This window comes from Marinomonas rhizomae (assembly GCF_024397855.1).
Taxonomy (GTDB): domain Bacteria; phylum Pseudomonadota; class Gammaproteobacteria; order Pseudomonadales; family Marinomonadaceae; genus Marinomonas; species Marinomonas rhizomae_A.
In genome coordinates, this window is sequence record NZ_CP073343.1 from 626,313 (window position 1) to 644,113 (window position 17,801).

Genomic DNA, 17,801 nt, shown 5'->3' on the forward strand with positions numbered 1-17,801 from the left:
GGGAAGCTTAATATTTCATTAAGTGAGAGGTTACTTAAAAGATTTAGTTATTACAACGGCTATAAATAAACTTTTTTGGAATATGCATAAGGCGTTTTTTGCAAAAGATATTTTTCAATTATTTAATTCTTTAAAAAATGTTTCGTTTCAATGACTGATTGCAGCCAATCCATAAATACAGTTAGGCGTTTGGTTGTTTGTCTACGTGATGAGTAGAGTAAAGACACCGGCATTGGCTCGGCTTCAAATTGAGGTAGGACAGAGATGAGTAGGCCTTTCTTGATGAGGTTTTCTGCGCCAATAGCGGGGAGTTGGGCAATGCCAAGCCCTGCTAAACAAGCATCTAAATAAGCATCTGTGCCATTAACCGCTAGGCTGCTTGGCATGGGTTGTTGTTTTACTGTGTCGCCTTCCATGTATTCAAATTGGGCGTCGAAATTACCGAGCATATGAGAATATCCAATCAGTTTATGATTGGCTAATTCTGCAAGACTCTGTGGAATACCATATTTTTTAACATAGCTTGGCGATACGCAGTTTACGCTTCGGTACAGCGTTAATGGGCGAGCGATAAGGCTACTATCTTCAAGATCACCCACCCGAATGACGCAATCAATGCCTTCTTTAATCATATCTACTCGATAATCTGCGCTGCTGATCTTTAAGCGTATGTTCGGGTATTTTTCGAGAAAGTCGGCCAAATGCGGAATGACAACCGTAGTGGCAAAGCGGCTTGGCATGTCGACTCTGAGTACACCGCGAACATCATCAGGGTTGCGTTGGAACTGGCTTCCTAGGGCATCTAGTTCGGCGAGCAGTGTTTGGCACTGTGGCAAGTAGGTCTCACCGTCTTGCGTTAAGGTGATGCTGCGCGTACTGCGATGAAAAAGCCGCGTGCCTAATTCACTTTCAAGTCCTTGTATGGCACTGGATATGCTTGATTTTGGTAAGCCAAGAGCGTCTGCTGCTTTGGTGAAGCTACCGAATTGAGCAACCAATACAAAGCGCTGCATGGCTTCAAACTTGTCCATCTCTTCTACCTTTGTTCGCTTAATACGAACAATGTTATCACTTTTATCATGTATATCGATCACAATAAATTATCTACTCTGTTCAACGTGCCCAGAGCCGATATGGTTTAAGGCTTTAAAATTCTTACAGAATAGATTGGAGTGAGTGATGAATAAATTAGCAATTATTACTGGTGCTAGCCGTGGTTTAGGAAAAAACAGTGCTTTAGCGTTAGCTGACAAAGGCATAGATGTTATTTTTACTTATCACAATAATCTTCAAGCGGCACAAGATGTGATTGAAGAGATTAAACAAAAAGGCCAAAAAGCTTTTGCTCTTCAATTGGATACACGCGATTTTGATGCCGTTCCTGAGTTCGTTAACCAGCTTCAAAATTTATTGGTCAATGAGTTTGCACGAAGCGATTTCGATTATTTGTTAAATAACGCTGGCACAGGTTTGCGTGCAAGTGTTGAAGAAACCACTTATGAAGAGCTAGAAAATATGCTGGCGATCCATGTAAAGGGGCCTTTCTTTTTAACGCAGGCATTATTACCACATATTAAAGACGGCGGTCATATTCTCAATATTTCTTCTGGTTTGGCACGTTTTAGTATGCCAGGTTCAAGTGCCTACGCGATGGCCAAAGGTGCAGTAGAAGTCATGACGCGTTATATGGCTAAAGAGTTTGCAAATCGACAAATTCGCGTAAATACCCTGGCACCTGGCGCCATCGCGACAGACTTTGGCGGTGGTAATGTGCGTGACAACCAACAAGTGAATAAAATGGTGGCATCTGTTACCGCCTTGGGGCGGGTTGGAGAGGCGGACGATATTGGTAAAGCCGTTGCCATGTTACTGAGTGAAGACAGCGGCTGGATTACGGGACAGCGTATTGAAGCGTCTGGCGGTATGTTTCTATAACTACACACTGCCTTCTTTTTCAATCACCAATATGCGCGCTTCACCAATGGGGTGCGCAACATGTTCTGTGCCAATTGCAGCATAAAAAATATCACCTATAGCCATCAATTCAACCTTCTCAACACCATCGACTCGATAGTGCATATTCACCTCGCCGTCTAACACCACAAACACTTCTTCACCATCATTGATGTGCCATTTATACGGTTGATCTGTCCAATGTAAACGCGTCGTCACGCCGTTCATATTGGCAATATCCAACGCACCCCAAGCGCGATCTGCAGTGAAGTCTTTGGCTTTGATGAATGTCATGAGTAGGCCTTTTGGACGTTGATAAATTGTTTGATAAATCAAAAGTACAAGCTAGTTAATCGTTAGACAATCGAGAAAGCGATAAAACATCACTTTGACGGTGAAAGCGACGTTTTATCAGGGAGTAGAGGGAATGTGTTGTTAGTGAACGGATAGTTCTTGATAAAAACTTGGGTTGTCTTGAATGGTTGCTAGTACTTTAGCCGCCAAACCTGTTGGGTTACGACGTCTGCTTTCCCAGCTTTTAATTGTATCCACGCTGGTGCCTAGTGCTTTGGCAAACTCCGCCTGAGAGACTTGAAGGCTATCACGAATAGACTTTACATCAGCGATCTCAAAGCGAGTGATACGGGAGGCTGTTTTACGGCCTTGGTGGATTTCTACCGCTTCTTCTAAAGAAGATTTTAATTCTTTGAAAAGAGTCATAGGGTTTCTCTAAGTAAATCTATGTGGTGTACATAGTACTCCGTTGGTTTTATTTTCCAAGCCTGAAAACTAGATAAGTTGATCTTGTTTGGCTAAATAAGGCTAGTATGAATTGCCTGAACGCGCTATTAGGCGCTACTCTTGTCTCACCTTCATTTATTCACAAGGATGTCACAGAGTGCTCACCTCTCTCATTCGTTTTGTTTTTATCAGTTTTCTATTCTCCTCCATGGCTGTCTTCTCGGCAGATAATGCATCAATTTCTACTGAGCCAAGAGCTTCACAAGTTGCTCCACAACCCATATCGAACGCCCAATTTCCCGAATGGTTGTATCGAGAACTCATGTCAATTCGCAAAGAGGTCAGTGTGCTTGATGCAACTGGAGCGTCAAAGGAGCAAATTCAAGAGTTGAAAGAACGGATTGGAAAAGTCGAAGTGAGGCTTGAAGAGTCCCAGTCACGAGTGGATGACAAGCTAGCATTACAAGGGAAGTATGTTGAAGCCATTAATGCATCGACGGATCGTTTTGGGACACTTGCGAGTATTCTTGGGCTTGTTGCATCTATTATCGCCGTAATGTTTGGTTGGATTTCAGCAGGGAAAAAGGCCAAATCAGAAGCTAAGAAACATGTTGATGATTGGTTAGAAAGCAATAAAGCTGAGTTAGATGCTCAGTTGGCTGAAGCAAAAGAAAAAGCGAAAGAAAGCTTAGAAGGGACTTTGGAAGTCGAAATAGTCTCAGCTAAAAAACAAATAGAAGAGCTAATTCGTAGCAGTAAAGGGAAAATTGAATCAGTTGAAACGCGCGTTGAGTCTATGGAAAGTGCGGTTACAGAGCGTGTCATATCCTCTATTGGGTATAACTTAGAGAAAATAACAAAAGAAGAGCGTCAAAATATAGAAAAGCATGCAGAAAATGCTTCAACAAAAGAGGAAGTTGAAAGAACGGTTGAGGATTGGAAATCATTAGCAATTGAAGCGTACTTTAATGAATCTTTTGATAGTGCATTAAGTTATATAAACAAGGCTTTATCTGGAAAAGGGTTACTTTCAGATTTAGAAAATGCAGATTCAATTTTTTTGAAAGGTGTAATTCTCGGTGAATTGAATCTACCCGAAGAAGCGATTGCGGTGTATGACGCGTTGCTGGAGCGATTCAAAGTCAGCGACGAACTGGCGCTACAGGAACAGGTAGCGAAAGCACTGGTAAACAAAGCCATTACGTTAGGCCAATTGAATCGTTCAGAAGAAGCGATTGCGGTGTATGACGCGTTGCTGGAACGATTCAAAGACAGCGACGAACTGGCGCTACAGGAACAGGTAGCGAAAGCACTGGTAAACAAAGCCATTACGTTAGGCCAATTGAATCGTTCAGAAGAAGCGATTGCGGTGTATGACGCCTTGCTGGAACGATTCAAAGACAGCGACGAACTGGCGCGACAGGAACAGGTAGCGACAGCACTGGTAAACAAAGCCATTACATTAGGCCAATTGAATCGTTCAGAAGAAGCGATTGCGGTGTATGACGCCTTGCTGGAACGATTCAAAGACAGCGACGAACTGGCGCGACAGGAACAGGTAGCGAAAGCACTGGTAAACAAAGGTGCTATGTTAGGTCAATTGGATCGTTCAGAAGAAGCGATTGCGGTGTATGACGCCTTGCTGGAACGATTCAAAGACAGCGATGAACTGGCGCTACAGGAACAGGTAGCGAAAGCACTGGTAAACAAAGCCATTACGTTAGGCCAATTGAATCGTTCAGAAGAAGCGATTACGGTGTATGACGCGTTGCTTGAACGATTCAAAGACAGCGACGAACTGGCGCTACAGGAACAGGTAGCGAAAGCACTGGTAAACAAAGCCATTACGTTAGGCCAATTGAATCGTTCAGAAGAAGCGATTGCGGTGTATGACGCGTTGCTGGAACGATTCAAAGACAGCGATGAACTGGCGCTACAGGAACAGGTAGCGAAAGCACTGGTAAACAAAGCCATTACGTTAGGCCAATTGAATCGTTCAGAAGAAGCGATTACGGTGTATGACGCGTTGCTTGAACGATTCAAAGACAGCGACGAACTGGCGCTACAGGAACAGGTAGCGAAAGCACTGGTAAACAAAGCCATTACGTTAGGCCAATTGAATCGTTCAGAAGAAGCGATTGCGGTGTATGACGCGTTGCTGGAACGATTCAAAGACAGCGATGAACTGGCGCTACAGGAACAGGTAGCGAAAGCACTGGTAAATAAAGGGATTACTTTAGGCCGATTGAATCGTTCAGAAGAAGCGATTGCGGTGTATGACGCGTTGCTAGAGCGATTCAAAGATAATGAAGAAGCCGTTATACAAAGACAAGTAGTGACTGCTTTATCTAATAAAGCTGAGCTGGTATTTCTGGTCAATGACAAAGAGCAATCGGTCAAAGCTATTCAGGAAGCCATTATTTTTATGAAAGAGGGCTATAAACAGCATAGATCAGTGATGGAAATACTGTACTGCATTATTGATGAATCGGCAGTTAGTGATGTGCTCAGCAAGATTGAAGATATCCCTGAAAGCGAAGCTATAGGATGGGGCTTTAACGAAATTCGCCCTGTTATTGAAAACTTAGAGTCTCCTCGCAAAGAACAAGCCGAAGCCTTTGCGCGTTTTTTCGAAGATCATCATGACAAAGCTAAACTAAAAGAAGAGTTAGATCAGATTTCTAATACTTGATTTAAGTATTATGCGATATCTTCTTCGTTGTTAAGTTAAGCTCAAAACCACAAGCATGGGCATATTTTAATAATGTTGCCCAGCTCGGGTTGGCGTTGCCGCGTTCTAATCTACTGATGTTGCTTTTTTGAGTATGCATGCGTTTTGCCAGCTGTTCTTGAGTTAATCCCGCTTGGGCTCGCATAGAAAGCAATTGATCAATGAACTCGAATTCATTTTCAAGTCGTTCATATTCCATACGAACTTCTGTGTTAGCCAATGCCTGTTGTTTTAAGTGTTGTAGACTCATCAACTCCCCCTATCTTGTTATCTTAAATGATAACCTCTCTTTTGATTTTTTCACTCTATGCAGTTGCTTTAAAAAACAAAAAATATTACTGTACTAGTACGCGAATACATAACTGTTTATCAAATAGAAGTGCCTATGAAAGATTTGGTCCAGTTTTTAACCGAAGCCGGTGATGATGCGGTGTTGGAGAAGCGCTTAAAAGCCTTGCTAACACCAAAAGAAATCAACGAGATGCAGCACAGATTACAAATTTTATCTCTGTTGGAGCAAGGCGTTCCTCAGCGAGACATTGCGAAACAATTGGGTGTGGGTATTGCCACTGTGACCCGTGGTTCCCGAGCATTGAAGGAATTAAAAGAAATATGAGTTCATACAATAAAAAGCCGCAGCGCATCACGCTGCCGCGTAAGCCTAAGTACGTCACCATCAGTTCTGCCTGTGATTTTTTTGACTTGTTCAAGAAGGTCGAGAAGCGTTTTGATAACTGTTTTATGTTGGAATCCCTTGGTGAAGAGAGCTTTATTTCCCGCCATTCGATTATTGGCTTTGATCCTGAAAAATTGATCTGGGCCGAAGGCAAGCAGCTGTTTATCCAAGAGCGTGACGGCAGCACGGAATCTTATGAATCCGACAATCCGTATTACTTACTGCGCGATATCGTGCCGCAGAATATTTTGTCCCGCGGTTTTGCTGGTGGTTTAACGGGTTATATCGGTTACGACAGCATGAACTATTTCGAGCCGACCTTGGATCTGCAATCGAGCGAAATGTTCGATGCCTTCCGTTTTGGTTTGTACAAAGATGGTCTGATTTTGGACAAGATGACAGGCGAAGTTTTTTACTTCTACTATGAAGACGAGTCTGGTGATGCAAACCGTGTGGACTTGGTGAACGCCATGATGGCGGAACCAACGCCAGAAAATGGCCCATTTGTGGTGACGCCTGCGGGCGAGTCCATGAGTAAGAGCGATCATGCGGATGCGGTTGCCAAGGTGAAGCAAGACATCATAGAAGGTAAGATCTTCCAGTGCGAAGTGGGCTTCAAAAAATGGTTCGACATGGAAGGCGACACCATCAATTTGTACGAGCAATTGCGTGAAGTGAACCCATCGCCGCAAATGTATTACATCAAGTTTGGTGAGCAAAAAGTCATTGGCGCGAGCCCAGAGTTGTTGTTCCGAGTGCGCCAAGGGGAAATGGAAACCTTCCCATTAGCAGGAACGGCGAAGCGTGGTAAAGACGCCGCTGAAGATACGGCGTTTGCTCGTGCTTTGTTGAACGATCCGAAAGAAATTGCTGAGCACAATATGATTGTCGATCTGCATCGTAACGACATTGGCCGCGTTGCGCGATTCGGTACGGTAAAAGTGCGCAGCTTGATGGATATCAAACGTTTCAGTCACGTTCAGCATATTTCCAGTGAAATTGTCGGCATCATGGCGGAAGAGCACGATATGTTCTCTGCTTTGGCAAGTAACTTCCCAGCGGGAACTTTGACGGGCGCACCGAAAATTGAAGCGATGAAAATCATCGATGATTTGGAAAACGACGGTCGTGGTCCTTACGGCGGTGCGGTGGGTCAGTTCTCTTTCAATGGCGATTGTATGTTTGCGATTCCAATTCGTACTGTGTTTGCCAAGGGTAATAAGGCCTACGTGCAAACTTGTGGCGGTAACGTGTATGACTCCAATGCCGAAGACGAATACGAAGAAATTCAACGCAAATTTGCTGGCACTAAACGTGTGCTAGACAGCTTCGCGCCAAAAGCTAATCAGGAGTAAGGGAAGCATGAAAGTTTATATTATCGACAACTACGATTCCTTCACTTACAACCTGTATCAGTTTATTGGTGAAGTATTAGAAACCGAAAAAAGCCGTGGTGAAATCGACGCTTTTGAGGTGATTGTCAAGCGTAACGATGAAGTGACGTTGGATGACATTCGTGCCGCCGCGCCAGATCGTATTATCATTTCCCCCGGCCCAGGTTCACCAGACGACAAGGCTTACTTTGGTGTGTGTGCTGACGTGATTCTGGAATTCGGCAAAACCATTCCATTAATGGGCGTTTGCTTGGGTATGCAGGGTATTTGTCATGTATTTGGCGGCAAGGTAGTCAAAGCGCCATTGCCAATGCACGGTAAAACCAGCCCGATTACCCACAACGGCGAAGGTATTTTTCATGACATTCCAGATCAACTAGAAGTCATGCGTTATCACTCATTAATCGCCGAAGCAGAAAGCTTCCCAGATGTGTTGGAAGTAACGGCTTCTGTTGGTGAGTTAAAAGCAGCGGACTTCAAAGACATTACCACGATTCATAAAGGTGGTAAGTTTGAACTGATGGGTGTTCGACACAAAGAATACCCAATCCAAGGCATTCAATTTCACCCAGAATCTTTCGCAACAGAAGGCGGAAAAGACCTGATCAAAAACTTCTTGTTTCAGGTTTGATGGGTTCGAAAAGACTCGACTCTTGAAGTAATAGAAAAGCAGTGCTCAGTGATGGGTGCTGTTTTTTTGTTTAAATTATAGTCTTAAGGCTATAATTTATTAAAATGGCTAACTTATAAAAGTCGAGGTGAGTAATGGCTAGAACGCTTGATAAGTTAATTTCAGATCAGAAGCCTGAAATAGAAAAAAATGCCCGTAAAAAGGCGGAAGATATGGTGCTTGGCATTCATCTCGCCCAGTTGCGTGAACGTATGCAAATCACTCAAGAAGATATGGCAAACACGCTAGGTGTGAAGCAGCCAACGATTGCAGGTATGGAGCGCAAAGGTCGAGATGTCAAATTATCTACTTTGAAGCGCTATGTTGAAGGCGCTGGTGGCAAATTAACCGTGGATGTTGAATTGCCAGATGGCAGCCATTATGGGTTTAATTTATAAGGCAGTGTAACTATAAGTTCTTATTCCTAGCACGAACTTTTGCCTTAAAATCTTCCATCTGAGCGTTGGCTTCTTCGTTTGACACAAATACAGCAAGGCCGTTTTCCATGCGATCGAAAGCGGCGTTTATTTGCTGTATCAACCAAGTATCGTGAGATATTAGGTCATCTCTCTTATCCGCTTCAAATGTCATTTTAGATGCCATTGCTTACTCCTTAATCCATTGCCAAGTGCGTCCGAGCCATTCGTAAAAAGCGCGTTGGCTTTTGTAGTTGGCCGTGGCGTCGATTTGCCAGTCGCTTTTTTCTGACCCTAAATACAGAGCCGGTGCGGGAATAATGTTGATGCCGGCTTTTTCGAAGAAGATAGACGCACGTTTTAGATGTGACGCTTCGGTGACTAGCGCGGCTCGTTTTCCTTCTAGGTAGGGTTTCATGCTGTTGGCTTCCTCTTCTGTGTCTTTGGCAAGAGGGAAGGCTCTAATTCTATTGGGTTGTACGCCTAGTTCTATGGCTGCTCTGCGCATGACTTTTGCGTGCGCTTCGGTCATTTCACCCGAATAACCGGAAACAAATAACTGGGCGTTTGGATTGGCTTTTAGGATGCGCAAACCTTCTTCGAGGCGGAATAGGGCACTGTTGCCTAGCGCCATTACTGTTGGGGTATTACTTAAATCTTTGTGGCCACTGCCAAGCACGATAACCACATCCACGGGTTGCTCAATATCAAATACAGAATAGTCGTGTTCTACCGTTGCAATGAGTTTATTAGCAACAGGATTCCAGCTAGTTAATCCCAACATTAAGATGCCGCATAACAAGAAAAACTTGGCGACCTTAGGTCGTTTTTTTATCAGCAAGAACGCGAGGCACATAGCCAGCAAAGAGAGAGGAATTGGCATAAGCATCATGCCTATGATTTTCTTAAGGTAAAAAAGAACAATGCCCACAGAGCTATCTCTTTAATTATGTCGTTTTAGAATGCTGAGATGATAAAGGAGTCTGCTTTTCCCTCAAAGAAATCTATTAAATTTTGTTTTTCAGATTGTTTTGTCGGTATTATTTTGACTTTAAGTTTTTAACGTTAAGGATGCGTCATGTTTTCCATTCGCCCTGCCGATTTTCCACAAGACAATGATTGTGTGTTAGCTATCTTTCGTGAGTATATTTCGTCGGCACCAGTAAGCTTGGACTACCAATTGAATGAGCAAGAGTTTGTTGCTCTGGATGGTAAATACTCGCTTCCCAATGGCGTGGTGTTACTTATCTGGAAAGATAATAAAGTGGTTGGCTGTGGCGCCTTTCGTCGAGTTGATGCTGCTGTTTGTGAAATGAAGCGAGTCTATGTTCGCCCAACAGAACGCGGCCATCAATTAGGCGAGAAGCTAGTCATTGCACTAATGTCTTGTGCGAAGAAAAATGGTTATCAACGTATGTGTTTGGATGTCTTGGCGGATTTTGACACCGCAAGACGTTTGTATGTTCGTTTGGGTTTTGAGCCTTGTGATCCAGTCAGTTACAACCCAATTCCGGGGACGCACTTTTTAGGATGTGATTTGTAACTTGTGTCTCGGTCTGTTTTTTTACGAGGTTAAACATTGATCTTTGCTGTCGGCTATGGATTGATAGAGATCTATTTAATAAGGAGAAAGCTCTATGTCGATTGAAGTTTGGCTCGCTTTTGTTGTCGCGTCTATTACCATGTTGGTCATTCCTGGACCAACTATTTTGGCTGTGATTGCGAATTCTGTAGCCCATGGTCGACGAGCGAATATCCCTTTGGTGGTTGGTGTGGCGCTGGGAGATTCCACCGCGTTATTAGCTTCTTTAGTTGGATTAGGGGCTTTGTTTTCTGTGTCGGCTTTTTGGTTTACTGTGGTGAAGGGGATTGGTGGCTTATATCTTTTGTATTTGGGGATTAAGTTACTTAGGTCTGGTACATCACCAATGAAGATTCCTTCATCTGATAAACTTACTTCAAAATGGCGCCTCTTTTTAAATACTTACATTGTGACGACTTTGAATCCAAAGGGTATTATCTTTTTCGTGGCCTTCTTGCCACAATTTGTTTCTCACCAAGGGAATACAACAGAACAACTTTTCATTTTAGCAGTGACTTTTGTGATGTTAGCGACCTTGTCAGCTTCTACCTATGCTTTTTTTGCGCTCAGAGCACGTACGCTGCTTTCTTCCGAAAAAGCTATGCGTGGCTTTAATCTAGCTGGTGGTTCTTTGATGTCGATAGCTGGAATTTGGGCGTTATTCGCTAAACGTACCGTGTCTTAATACAACAGAGGTGAACGATGACAAAGGAATGGCCGCTGGCCTTGCGACCCGCTCCACAAGACACGGTTTGGTGGTTGCCTCGCCATGAGGAAAAGTTGGCAGAAAAAAATGCCATGGAGAAAGTGGATTTGGTGTTTCTTGGGGATTCCATCACACAAGCTTGGGAGAAAGAAGGGGCCGATGTTTGGCAGGTATTTTACCAACCAAGATCCGCGCTGAATCTGGGTTTTAATGGCGATAAAACAGAAAACGTTTTGTGGCGACTTGCCCATGGTGAGGTAGATAATATTCAGCCTAGGTTATTGGTTTTATTAGTTGGAACCAATAACGCAGGTCATCGGATGGACAAAGCCGAAGACACGGCGTTAGGCATTAAGCAGATTCTGTCTGTGTTGGCGGAAAAGTTGCCGCAGACTAAATTGCTGCTCTTGGCAATTTTCCCTCGTAGTGCGAAGCCAACACAAAAACTCAGAATACTGAACAATGAAGTGAATCAAATTATTTGCAGTTATGCAGATGATGAAAGGGTGTTCTTTCGCGATATTAATCATGTTTTTCTGGATGAAGAAGGACGAATCACCAGTGATGTGATGAATGACTTTTTGCACCCGAATGCCTCGCAATATCAACTTTTTGCTGAGGCAATAGAGTCAACAATCGTTTCATTGTTGGCAGAAGGTTAGCGCTTTAATTTGGACTGCTTTTCATTTATTTCTACGTATTAATACGTAGTCGTGTGCGTAGTTTCCGGTGTTGTACTCGGTATTCGTACGAATTGTTTGCACTTTTTATACACGCCATTATTCATCCTGCTCGATCTTAAATTATAAAAAATAAGACTCACAGGATGATAAAAACAATGAAATCCTTAAAACTTACAACTCTAGTTGCTGCAACCGCAGTGGCTCTAAGCGCTTTTTCTCTACCTGCTATTGCGGCGGATAAAGTTTATAGATTGAAGATGGCCGAAACGTGGGCATCTAACTTTCCTATCTTTGGTGATGCCCCTAGAAACATGGCGCGTATTGCTGATGAAATGTCTAACGGACGTTTAAAAATCACTATCGATTCTGCCAACAAACACAAAGCACCTTTGGGTGTGTTTGATATGGTACGTTCTGGTCAGTACGACATGGGACATTCTGCGTCTTACTACTGGAAAGGCAAGGTGCCAAATACTCTGTACTTCACTACCATGCCATTTGGCATGATTACGCCTGAGCAATATGGCTGGTTCTATTACGGTGGCGGCATGGAGTTGATGCAGAAAGTGTATCAACCGTTTGGTTTGTTGTCCTTCCCTGGCGGTAATACTGGCAATCAAATGGGCGGCTGGTTCCAAAAAGAAATCAATTCTCTTGATGACCTACAAGGTCTGAAAATGCGTATTCCAGGGTTTGCGGGTGAAGTCCTAGCGAAACTGGGCGCTAAGCCTACCAATATCGCTTCTGGCGAACTTTACACAGCGCTTGAGCGTCGTACTATCGATGCCCTTGAGTGGGTAGGGCCGTCTCTTGATTTGCGTATGGGTTTCCACAAAATTGCGCCTTACTACTACACAGGTTGGCATGAGCCAGCGACGGAACTTCAGTTCCTAGTTAACGAGCGCACGTGGAAAAAACTTCCAGATGACCTTCGTGAAATTCTTCGTACTTCTATGAAGCTAGCGTCTTACGACATGTACATTCAGTCATACCATGAGAGCGCAGAAAACTGGGCGACTATGAAGACAGAATACCCGAATGTTCAAGTTAAGACCTTCCCGAAAGAAGTTCTTGTGGCGATGAAAAAAGCTAACCAAGAACTCCTTGATGAAAAAGCAGCCGAAGATCCTTTGGCGAAAGAGATTTTGGACTCTCAAGCTAAGTACCTGAAAAAAGTACGTGTTTGGACCAATATTTCTGACCGAGCTTACTTGGACAGTGTTGATAGTCTAGCGGAATAAAACCTCTAAGCATGGCGAGTAACCTTTATTCGTCATGCTTTTTCTAGGAGTTTGTCATGTTGTTAATCACCCTAGAACGAGGCATTACTCGTTTTTCTAATTTCCTTGGTGTGCTTTCGACGGTGTTGTTTATCGTCTTACTGTTCAACGTTTTCTACGATGTTTTGATGCGCTATGCCTTCAACGATGTGTCCATTGGGATGCAAGAGCTTGAGTGGCACTTATACGCTGCCATTTTTCTGTTAGGTATTCCTTACGGCATTCAGCACGGCGGCCATGTCCGCGTGGATTTGATCTATGAGAATTTGTCGATTCGAGGCAAAGCATGGGTAGATCTGTTTGGCTGTGTGTTTTTCTTAATGCCTTTTACTTTGCTAGTGGGATATTACGGTGTCGGCTTTGCTCATGAAGCTTATGTTTTGGGCGAAACCAGTGGCGACCCGGGCGGTCTGCCGTACCGTTGGATTATTAAAGCGGTTATTCCTTTTGCTTTTTTCTCTATGACGATCAGTGGGTTAGGAATGGTTATTCGTTGCATTAATGTGCTGCGAGGCGTGAGCGAAGACGGTTTCTCGCACCCTCCTATTCAACATTAATTTTTGTCACCATTTTAAGCTTGTAGGTTATTTATGATTGGAATAATCATGTTTTTCGTTGCCCTAGTAATGCTTTTACTAGGGTTCCCTGTTGCCTTTACTTTTGGCGGTATTGCTCTGATTTTCGGCGTATTTGCCGAAGGTTTCGATATGTTTGCTTTCATGCCCTTCCGCATCCAAAGCTACATGGAAAATACCGTGATGATGGCGGTGCCATTATTTGTATTCATGGGTATTGTGTTACAAAAGACCAAGTTGGCCGAGCAATTATTAGAAGCCATGGGCAAACTGTTTGGTGGTGTTCGCGGTGGCTTGGCTATTTCGACAATATTGGTGGGTGCGCTATTAGCGGCATCGACTGGCGTGGTTGGCGCGAGTGTCGTGGCAATGGGCCTAATCTCTTTGCCAGTTATGCTGAAGTATAACTACAGCAAGTCTTTAGCATGCGGCACAATTTGTGCGTCTGGTACCTTGGGTCAAATCATACCACCGTCGATTATTTTGATCATCTTGGGGGATGTTTTAGGCATTCCTGTCGGTGATCTTTTTCATGCGGCCCTGTTTCCTGGCATGATTCTAATCGCTTGTTATATTGTGTATATCTTGATTCTGACTTTCTTAAAGCCTGAAATGGCGCCAGCCATGCCTCAGGACTTAGATGATGAGACTCGTGCGCAGCAAATTCGCAGTGCGTTAAAAGCGATTATTCCGCCGTTAGCCTTGGTGTTGATCGTATTGGGTTCTATCTTTACCGGCATTGCGACACCGACAGAATCTTCTGCATTAGGTGGCGTAGGGGCGATTGTATTGGCTCTGTTATACCGCCAGTTTAGCTGGAAAATGCTTTATGACAGTGGTTTAGAAACGGTAAAAGTGACAGCGATGGTGTTTGCTATCCTGATGGGCGCAACGGCCTTTTCGATGGCGTTTAGTTATACCGGCGGTGATTACATTGTTGAAGAAGTGTTATTGAATCTTCCGGGTGAAAAATGGGGCTTTATTATATTAGCCATGATTGCTATTTTGATCTTGGGCTTCTTTATAGACTTCGTTGAGATTGCCTTTATTATAGTGCCGATTTTAGCGCCTGTTGCCGAAGCGTTAGGGATTAATATGGTGTGGTTCGCGATCTTGATTGCGATGAACCTGCAGACCTCTTTCTTAACCCCACCCTTTGGTTTTAGTCTATTCTATTTAAAAGGGGTGGCTCCCAGTTCGATTAGAACAACGGATATTTATAAAGGCGTCATGCCATTTATATTGATCCAGATCTTGGTTCTAGTCAGTATTATGGTTTTCCCAGAGTTATATGGCATGGACTGATTTATAACCGGGTAAAATATAAAGCAAGGAAGCGGGTCTTTACCCGCTTTTTTGTTGATAGCGTTTTCTGTCCATCACTGAATATTGAAAGCCTAAAAATAATAAAAAAGGTCTTTGTCCGTGGGATTAAAAAGTAAAATTATTCTTCTTGCAGTCGCGCCACTTATTGTCGCGACTGCCATCATTATTTATCTGGGGTTGCAGTCAGCCCGTGATTTAGCCTCTCAAGAATTATCTATCTATGAATTTAATTTGGTCAATGCCAAGAAAATGGCGCTGAAAAACCACGTTAATATCGCTATGTCTGCGATTCGCCCAATATTGGAAAATGAAGAATTAGACGACGCGGAAGCACAGGATCGGGTAAAGAAAATTCTCGCGGGATTAAGTTATGAAGATGATGGTTATTTTTTCGCTTATGAAATGTCTGGGGTCAATTTAGTCCATCCAACCCAACCGGATTTTGTCGGTAAAAACTTATGGGATTTTCAGGATCGTTCAGGGAATTTCCTGATTCAGGGGTTAATCCGAGCTGCTCAAGCAGGTGGTGGCTATCATAGATATATATGGGAGAAGCCGCCACTGATGAAGCAAGAGGATAAGTTGGGTTATGTAGTTGCTATCGATCGATGGGATTGGATGATGGGAACCGGGTTGTATCTCGATGACATCTACGCAGAATTGGCGAAAACCAAAGCGACGATGAATGACAATATTCAGCGCAGCTTTTTTACTATCATTGAAGTGGTTGTGGTGACTGTGGTGTTGGTTATCTTGTTGGGGTTGGCGATCAATCTCCATGAGCACAAATTAGCGGACTCAAGGCTAAAGGAACTGGCCCAGCGTTTTATGCGCTTGCAAGTTAGTGAAAGGCGAGGCTTTTCTCGTGAACTTCATGATGGCATTAATCAATTATTGGTGAGTTGTAAGTTTCGAATTGAGTTAGCAGAAAACAAGTTAAATCGCGGTCATGAAAAAGAAGTGATTCATCAGGAGTTGGAAAAAGCCGGTGATTTAATAAACCAAACCATCAGTGAAGTGCGGCAGATTTCCCATAACTTACGACCTACTTTATTAGATGATTTAGGCTTGGATACAGCCTTACAAGCTTTGATTGACCAGTTCATGGAACGAACAGGAATCCAGGTGGCGTATCGTTTTGATGTGGCCGCTAAGTTGCCTGATGAAATAGAAATTACGGTGTATCGCCTTACTCAAGAGTCGCTAACGAATATTGAAAAGCATGCCGAGGCTAAGAATATTTCGCTACAGGTTTCGCAGTCACATAGGCAAGTTGTGTTTGAGTGTTTGGATGATGGTAAAGGTATCTCGAAAAAATCGGAGCTGTTTTCAGGGATCGGTTTGATCAATATGCGCGAGCGAATCGAATTGATTGGTGGTGATTTCATATTGGAATCGCAACGTGATAAAGGCACTACAGTGCGTGCGCTATTGCCCCTTGAGCAACATCTTTAATCAGTAAGTATAGAGTGATAATAATGACAAAAAAAATTCGTGTTCTCTTAGTCGATGATCACATGTTGGTGCTGGATGGCCTGCAAGCTCGCTTGGAATTGGAAGGTAATATTGACATTATTGCCACCGCGTCGAATGGTTTGGAAGCGTTAGAAAAAGCCAAAGAAACCCAGCCAGATTTGATTCTTATGGATGTTTCGATGCCAGTGTTAAATGGCCTGGAAGCCACTAAGCGCTTTAAGGCGGAGCAGCCTAATATAAAAATTCTGATGCTTAGTATGCACAATGATAAAGAATATATTCTGTCATTGATTCAGTCTGGTGCGAATGGCTATGTGCTGAAAGATGTATCATCAGAAGAACTTGTTCAAGCGATTAATACAGTGTGCCAAGGTGGTACGTATTTTAGTTCTGGCGCGTCAGATTCACTGTTTTCTGCTGCCCCGCCTCCGCCAAAAGAAAGTGAAGAGTTAACAAAACGTGAAACCTCCGTATTAAAAGCTCTTGCGGCTGGATTGTCTAATAAAGAGATTGCTCAGACTCTGGATATTAGTGTCAGAACCGTCGAAACCCATCGTCAAAATGTGAAGAACAAGTTAGATATTCATACTTCCGCCGGCTTAATAAAATACGCTTTAGCTAAGCAGTTGATTGATTAAGTACCTTAGAAAGTATCGGTAGAGAGCGAATGATTTTTTAGATTGTAAGCTTTTGCCGTCATAACAGGGTAGAGTGATAGATTACGGCAAGACCTGTCGTGGGCTTTTTAGCCTTTTGAGCATATGGAGTCCACTATGCGCGTTCTATTTTTTCCATTCCCTGTGTTGTGTGTGTTGCTTTCGTCTCTCTTTTCCCCTCTTTATGCGGCGGATGATTGGTATCGTCCACCGGTTTCTGCGACTTGGCATTGGCAACTGGATGGTGTGGTAAATGAAGGCTACGACGTGGATTTATACGACATTGATTTATTTGATTCGTCTGTTGAACTGATTCAACGTCTGCAAGCCTCCGATAAAAAAGTGATTTGTTATTTCTCGGCCGGTTCTTACGAAGACTGGCGTCCTGACGCTGCGGATTTTGCCATCAAAGATTTGGGCAAAACGCTGAGTGGTTGGGATAATGAGCGTTGGTTGGATATTCGTTCTAGCCAAGTGCGTGAGGTGATGATTCGCCGCCTGGATTTAGCCGTCACAAAAGGGTGTGATGGCGTTGAGCCAGATAACGTAGACAGTTATCGCACGAATACGGGTTTTTCGTTTCGAGCTAATGATCAGTTAGATTATAATCGCTTTTTAGCGGCAGAGGCTCATAGTAGAGGCTTGGCAATTGGTTTGAAAAACGATCCTGATCAGGCTCGAGCGCTGAGCAGCGATTTTGATTTTGCTGTCACAGAGCAATGCTTTGAATACTCTGAATGCCGTTCTTATTCAAACTTTATTAAAGCCGGCAAGCCTGTTTTTAATACAGAATATCGTCGCATTTATGTGGACGATGAATCAGAGCGAAATAGTGTATGCAAACAATCAGAACGCTTACAGTTCAGTACCTTGGTACTGCCTAAGGCGCTGGATGACACGTTTCGCTTCAGTTGCTTACCGTAAAAGATTTGACCT

21 protein-coding genes are annotated in these 17,801 nt (G+C 43.4%); 15 read left to right on the plus strand and 6 right to left on the minus strand.

The window, feature by feature from the left end; all coding sequences use genetic code 11:
* Positions 1 to 122 precede the first annotated feature (122 nt).
* On the minus strand, positions 123 to 1,094 hold the full coding sequence (locus KDW99_RS02825) for a LysR family transcriptional regulator (RefSeq protein ID WP_205113342.1): 972 nt from the start codon (positions 1,092 to 1,094) through the stop codon (positions 123 to 125).
* An 85-nt stretch (positions 1,095 to 1,179) separates the two neighbouring features.
* Between KDW99_RS02825 and KDW99_RS02830 the strand changes: the two genes are divergently transcribed.
* On the plus strand, positions 1,180 to 1,935 hold the full coding sequence (locus KDW99_RS02830; protein WP_205113343.1) for an SDR family NAD(P)-dependent oxidoreductase: 756 nt from the start codon (positions 1,180 to 1,182) through the stop codon (positions 1,933 to 1,935).
* Here the strand turns inward: KDW99_RS02830 and KDW99_RS02835 are convergent, their stop codons facing one another.
* Entirely contained in the window at positions 1,936 to 2,247 is a 312-nt protein-coding gene (locus tag KDW99_RS02835; protein WP_255827814.1) for a cupin domain-containing protein, read from the minus strand.
* A gap of 141 nt (positions 2,248 to 2,388) precedes the next feature.
* Complete coding sequence (gene nadS / locus KDW99_RS02840; RefSeq protein WP_255827815.1) at positions 2,389 to 2,673, minus strand: NadS family protein; 285 nt, start codon at positions 2,671 to 2,673, stop codon at positions 2,389 to 2,391.
* Between the two features lie 178 nt (positions 2,674 to 2,851).
* Here nadS and KDW99_RS02845 point away from each other — a divergent pair, with 178 nt between their 5' ends.
* Positions 2,852 to 5,386: a tetratricopeptide repeat protein gene (locus KDW99_RS02845; RefSeq protein ID WP_255827816.1), complete on the plus strand. Its 2,535-nt coding sequence runs from the start codon at positions 2,852 to 2,854 to the stop codon at positions 5,384 to 5,386.
* Position 5,387: 1 nt separating this feature from the next.
* Here KDW99_RS02845 and KDW99_RS02850 read toward each other — a convergent pair whose 3' ends face one another.
* Entirely contained in the window at positions 5,388 to 5,675 is a 288-nt protein-coding gene (locus KDW99_RS02850) for a helix-turn-helix domain-containing protein (protein WP_255827817.1), read from the minus strand.
* Between the two features lie 135 nt (positions 5,676 to 5,810).
* On the opposite strand from KDW99_RS02850, the gene KDW99_RS02855 reads away from it, so the two are divergent.
* The 4 genes from KDW99_RS02855 (at position 5,811) to KDW99_RS02870 (ending at position 8,563) form a co-directional block, all read left to right on the plus strand.
* Positions 5,811 to 6,041, plus strand: coding sequence for a Trp family transcriptional regulator (locus KDW99_RS02855; protein ID WP_255827818.1), 231 nt, complete (start codon positions 5,811 to 5,813; stop codon positions 6,039 to 6,041).
* Positions 6,038 to 7,456, plus strand: a complete 1,419-nt coding sequence (locus KDW99_RS02860) for an anthranilate synthase component I family protein (RefSeq protein ID WP_255827819.1) — start codon at positions 6,038 to 6,040, stop codon at positions 7,454 to 7,456. The genes KDW99_RS02855 and KDW99_RS02860 overlap by 4 nt, the downstream gene beginning before the upstream one ends.
* Positions 7,457 to 7,463: 7 nt before the next feature.
* Positions 7,464 to 8,126 (plus strand): anthranilate synthase component II, encoded by a 663-nt coding sequence (locus tag KDW99_RS02865; protein ID WP_255827820.1) that lies wholly within the window; start codon positions 7,464 to 7,466, stop codon positions 8,124 to 8,126.
* 134 nt (positions 8,127 to 8,260) lie between these two features.
* Complete coding sequence (locus tag KDW99_RS02870; RefSeq protein ID WP_255827821.1) at positions 8,261 to 8,563, plus strand: helix-turn-helix domain-containing protein; 303 nt, start codon at positions 8,261 to 8,263, stop codon at positions 8,561 to 8,563.
* Between the two features lie 10 nt (positions 8,564 to 8,573).
* Here KDW99_RS02870 and KDW99_RS02875 read toward each other — a convergent pair whose 3' ends face one another.
* Together KDW99_RS02875 and KDW99_RS02880 are read right to left on the minus strand one after the other, a co-directional pair.
* Positions 8,574 to 8,768 (minus strand): hypothetical protein, encoded by a 195-nt coding sequence (locus KDW99_RS02875; RefSeq protein ID WP_255827822.1) that lies wholly within the window; start codon positions 8,766 to 8,768, stop codon positions 8,574 to 8,576.
* Between the two features lie 3 nt (positions 8,769 to 8,771).
* Positions 8,772 to 9,512: an ElyC/SanA/YdcF family protein gene (locus tag KDW99_RS02880; protein ID WP_255827823.1), complete on the minus strand. Its 741-nt coding sequence runs from the start codon at positions 9,510 to 9,512 to the stop codon at positions 8,772 to 8,774.
* 147 nt (positions 9,513 to 9,659) lie between these two features.
* Here KDW99_RS02880 and KDW99_RS02885 point away from each other — a divergent pair, with 147 nt between their 5' ends.
* The 9 genes from KDW99_RS02885 to KDW99_RS02925 all read left to right on the plus strand — a co-directional run bounded on the left by KDW99_RS02885 (position 9,660) and on the right by KDW99_RS02925 (position 17,789).
* Positions 9,660 to 10,124 (plus strand): GNAT family N-acetyltransferase, encoded by a 465-nt coding sequence (locus tag KDW99_RS02885; protein WP_255827824.1) that lies wholly within the window; start codon positions 9,660 to 9,662, stop codon positions 10,122 to 10,124.
* Between the two features lie 94 nt (positions 10,125 to 10,218).
* Entirely contained in the window at positions 10,219 to 10,848 is a 630-nt protein-coding gene (locus KDW99_RS02890) for a LysE family translocator (protein WP_255827825.1), read from the plus strand.
* Positions 10,849 to 10,865: 17 nt separating this feature from the next.
* Entirely contained in the window at positions 10,866 to 11,531 is a 666-nt protein-coding gene (locus KDW99_RS02895; protein ID WP_255827826.1) for a GDSL-type esterase/lipase family protein, read from the plus strand.
* 176 nt (positions 11,532 to 11,707) lie between these two features.
* Entirely contained in the window at positions 11,708 to 12,793 is a 1,086-nt protein-coding gene (locus tag KDW99_RS02900) for a TRAP transporter substrate-binding protein (protein ID WP_255827827.1), read from the plus strand.
* 56 nt (positions 12,794 to 12,849) lie between these two features.
* Positions 12,850 to 13,389 carry a TRAP transporter small permease subunit gene (locus tag KDW99_RS02905; RefSeq protein WP_255827828.1) on the plus strand — a complete coding sequence of 180 codons (540 nt, stop codon included), beginning with the start codon at positions 12,850 to 12,852 and terminating at the stop codon, positions 13,387 to 13,389.
* 33 nt (positions 13,390 to 13,422) lie between these two features.
* On the plus strand, positions 13,423 to 14,712 hold the full coding sequence (locus tag KDW99_RS02910) for a TRAP transporter large permease (RefSeq protein ID WP_255827829.1): 1,290 nt from the start codon (positions 13,423 to 13,425) through the stop codon (positions 14,710 to 14,712).
* A 120-nt stretch (positions 14,713 to 14,832) separates the two neighbouring features.
* Positions 14,833 to 16,188, plus strand: a complete 1,356-nt coding sequence (locus tag KDW99_RS02915; protein ID WP_255827830.1) for a cache domain-containing protein — start codon at positions 14,833 to 14,835, stop codon at positions 16,186 to 16,188.
* 23 nt (positions 16,189 to 16,211) lie between these two features.
* On the plus strand, positions 16,212 to 16,847 hold the full coding sequence (locus tag KDW99_RS02920) for a response regulator transcription factor (protein ID WP_255827831.1): 636 nt from the start codon (positions 16,212 to 16,214) through the stop codon (positions 16,845 to 16,847).
* A 135-nt stretch (positions 16,848 to 16,982) separates the two neighbouring features.
* Positions 16,983 to 17,789: an endo alpha-1,4 polygalactosaminidase gene (locus KDW99_RS02925; protein WP_255827832.1), complete on the plus strand. Its 807-nt coding sequence runs from the start codon at positions 16,983 to 16,985 to the stop codon at positions 17,787 to 17,789.
* Positions 17,790 to 17,801: the final 12 nt, after the last annotated feature.

Bases quoted from the DNA above. Each gene is read 5' to 3' on its own strand.
- nadS (WP_255827815.1), bottom strand. From the start codon at position 2,673: ATGACTCTTTTCAAAGAATTAAAATCTTCTTTAGAAGAAGCGGTAGAA.
- KDW99_RS02895 (WP_255827826.1), top strand. From the start codon at position 10,866: ATGACAAAGGAATGGCCGCTGGCCTTGCGACCCGCTCCACAAGACACG.
- KDW99_RS02850 (WP_255827817.1), bottom strand. From the start codon at position 5,675: ATGAGTCTACAACACTTAAAACAACAGGCATTGGCTAACACAGAAGTT.
- KDW99_RS02885 (WP_255827824.1), top strand. From the start codon at position 9,660: ATGTTTTCCATTCGCCCTGCCGATTTTCCACAAGACAATGATTGTGTG.
- KDW99_RS02910 (WP_255827829.1), top strand. From the start codon at position 13,423: ATGATTGGAATAATCATGTTTTTCGTTGCCCTAGTAATGCTTTTACTA.
- KDW99_RS02835 (WP_255827814.1), bottom strand. From the start codon at position 2,247: ATGACATTCATCAAAGCCAAAGACTTCACTGCAGATCGCGCTTGGGGT.
- KDW99_RS02870 (WP_255827821.1), top strand. From the start codon at position 8,261: ATGGCTAGAACGCTTGATAAGTTAATTTCAGATCAGAAGCCTGAAATA.
- KDW99_RS02905 (WP_255827828.1), top strand. From the start codon at position 12,850: ATGTTGTTAATCACCCTAGAACGAGGCATTACTCGTTTTTCTAATTTC.
- KDW99_RS02925 (WP_255827832.1), top strand. From the start codon at position 16,983: ATGCGCGTTCTATTTTTTCCATTCCCTGTGTTGTGTGTGTTGCTTTCG.
- KDW99_RS02830 (WP_205113343.1), top strand. From the start codon at position 1,180: ATGAATAAATTAGCAATTATTACTGGTGCTAGCCGTGGTTTAGGAAAA.
- KDW99_RS02920 (WP_255827831.1), top strand. From the start codon at position 16,212: ATGACAAAAAAAATTCGTGTTCTCTTAGTCGATGATCACATGTTGGTG.
- KDW99_RS02890 (WP_255827825.1), top strand. From the start codon at position 10,219: ATGTCGATTGAAGTTTGGCTCGCTTTTGTTGTCGCGTCTATTACCATG.
- KDW99_RS02860 (WP_255827819.1), top strand. From the start codon at position 6,038: ATGAGTTCATACAATAAAAAGCCGCAGCGCATCACGCTGCCGCGTAAG.
- KDW99_RS02865 (WP_255827820.1), top strand. From the start codon at position 7,464: ATGAAAGTTTATATTATCGACAACTACGATTCCTTCACTTACAACCTG.
- KDW99_RS02855 (WP_255827818.1), top strand. From the start codon at position 5,811: ATGAAAGATTTGGTCCAGTTTTTAACCGAAGCCGGTGATGATGCGGTG.
- KDW99_RS02900 (WP_255827827.1), top strand. From the start codon at position 11,708: ATGAAATCCTTAAAACTTACAACTCTAGTTGCTGCAACCGCAGTGGCT.
- KDW99_RS02875 (WP_255827822.1), bottom strand. From the start codon at position 8,768: ATGGCATCTAAAATGACATTTGAAGCGGATAAGAGAGATGACCTAATA.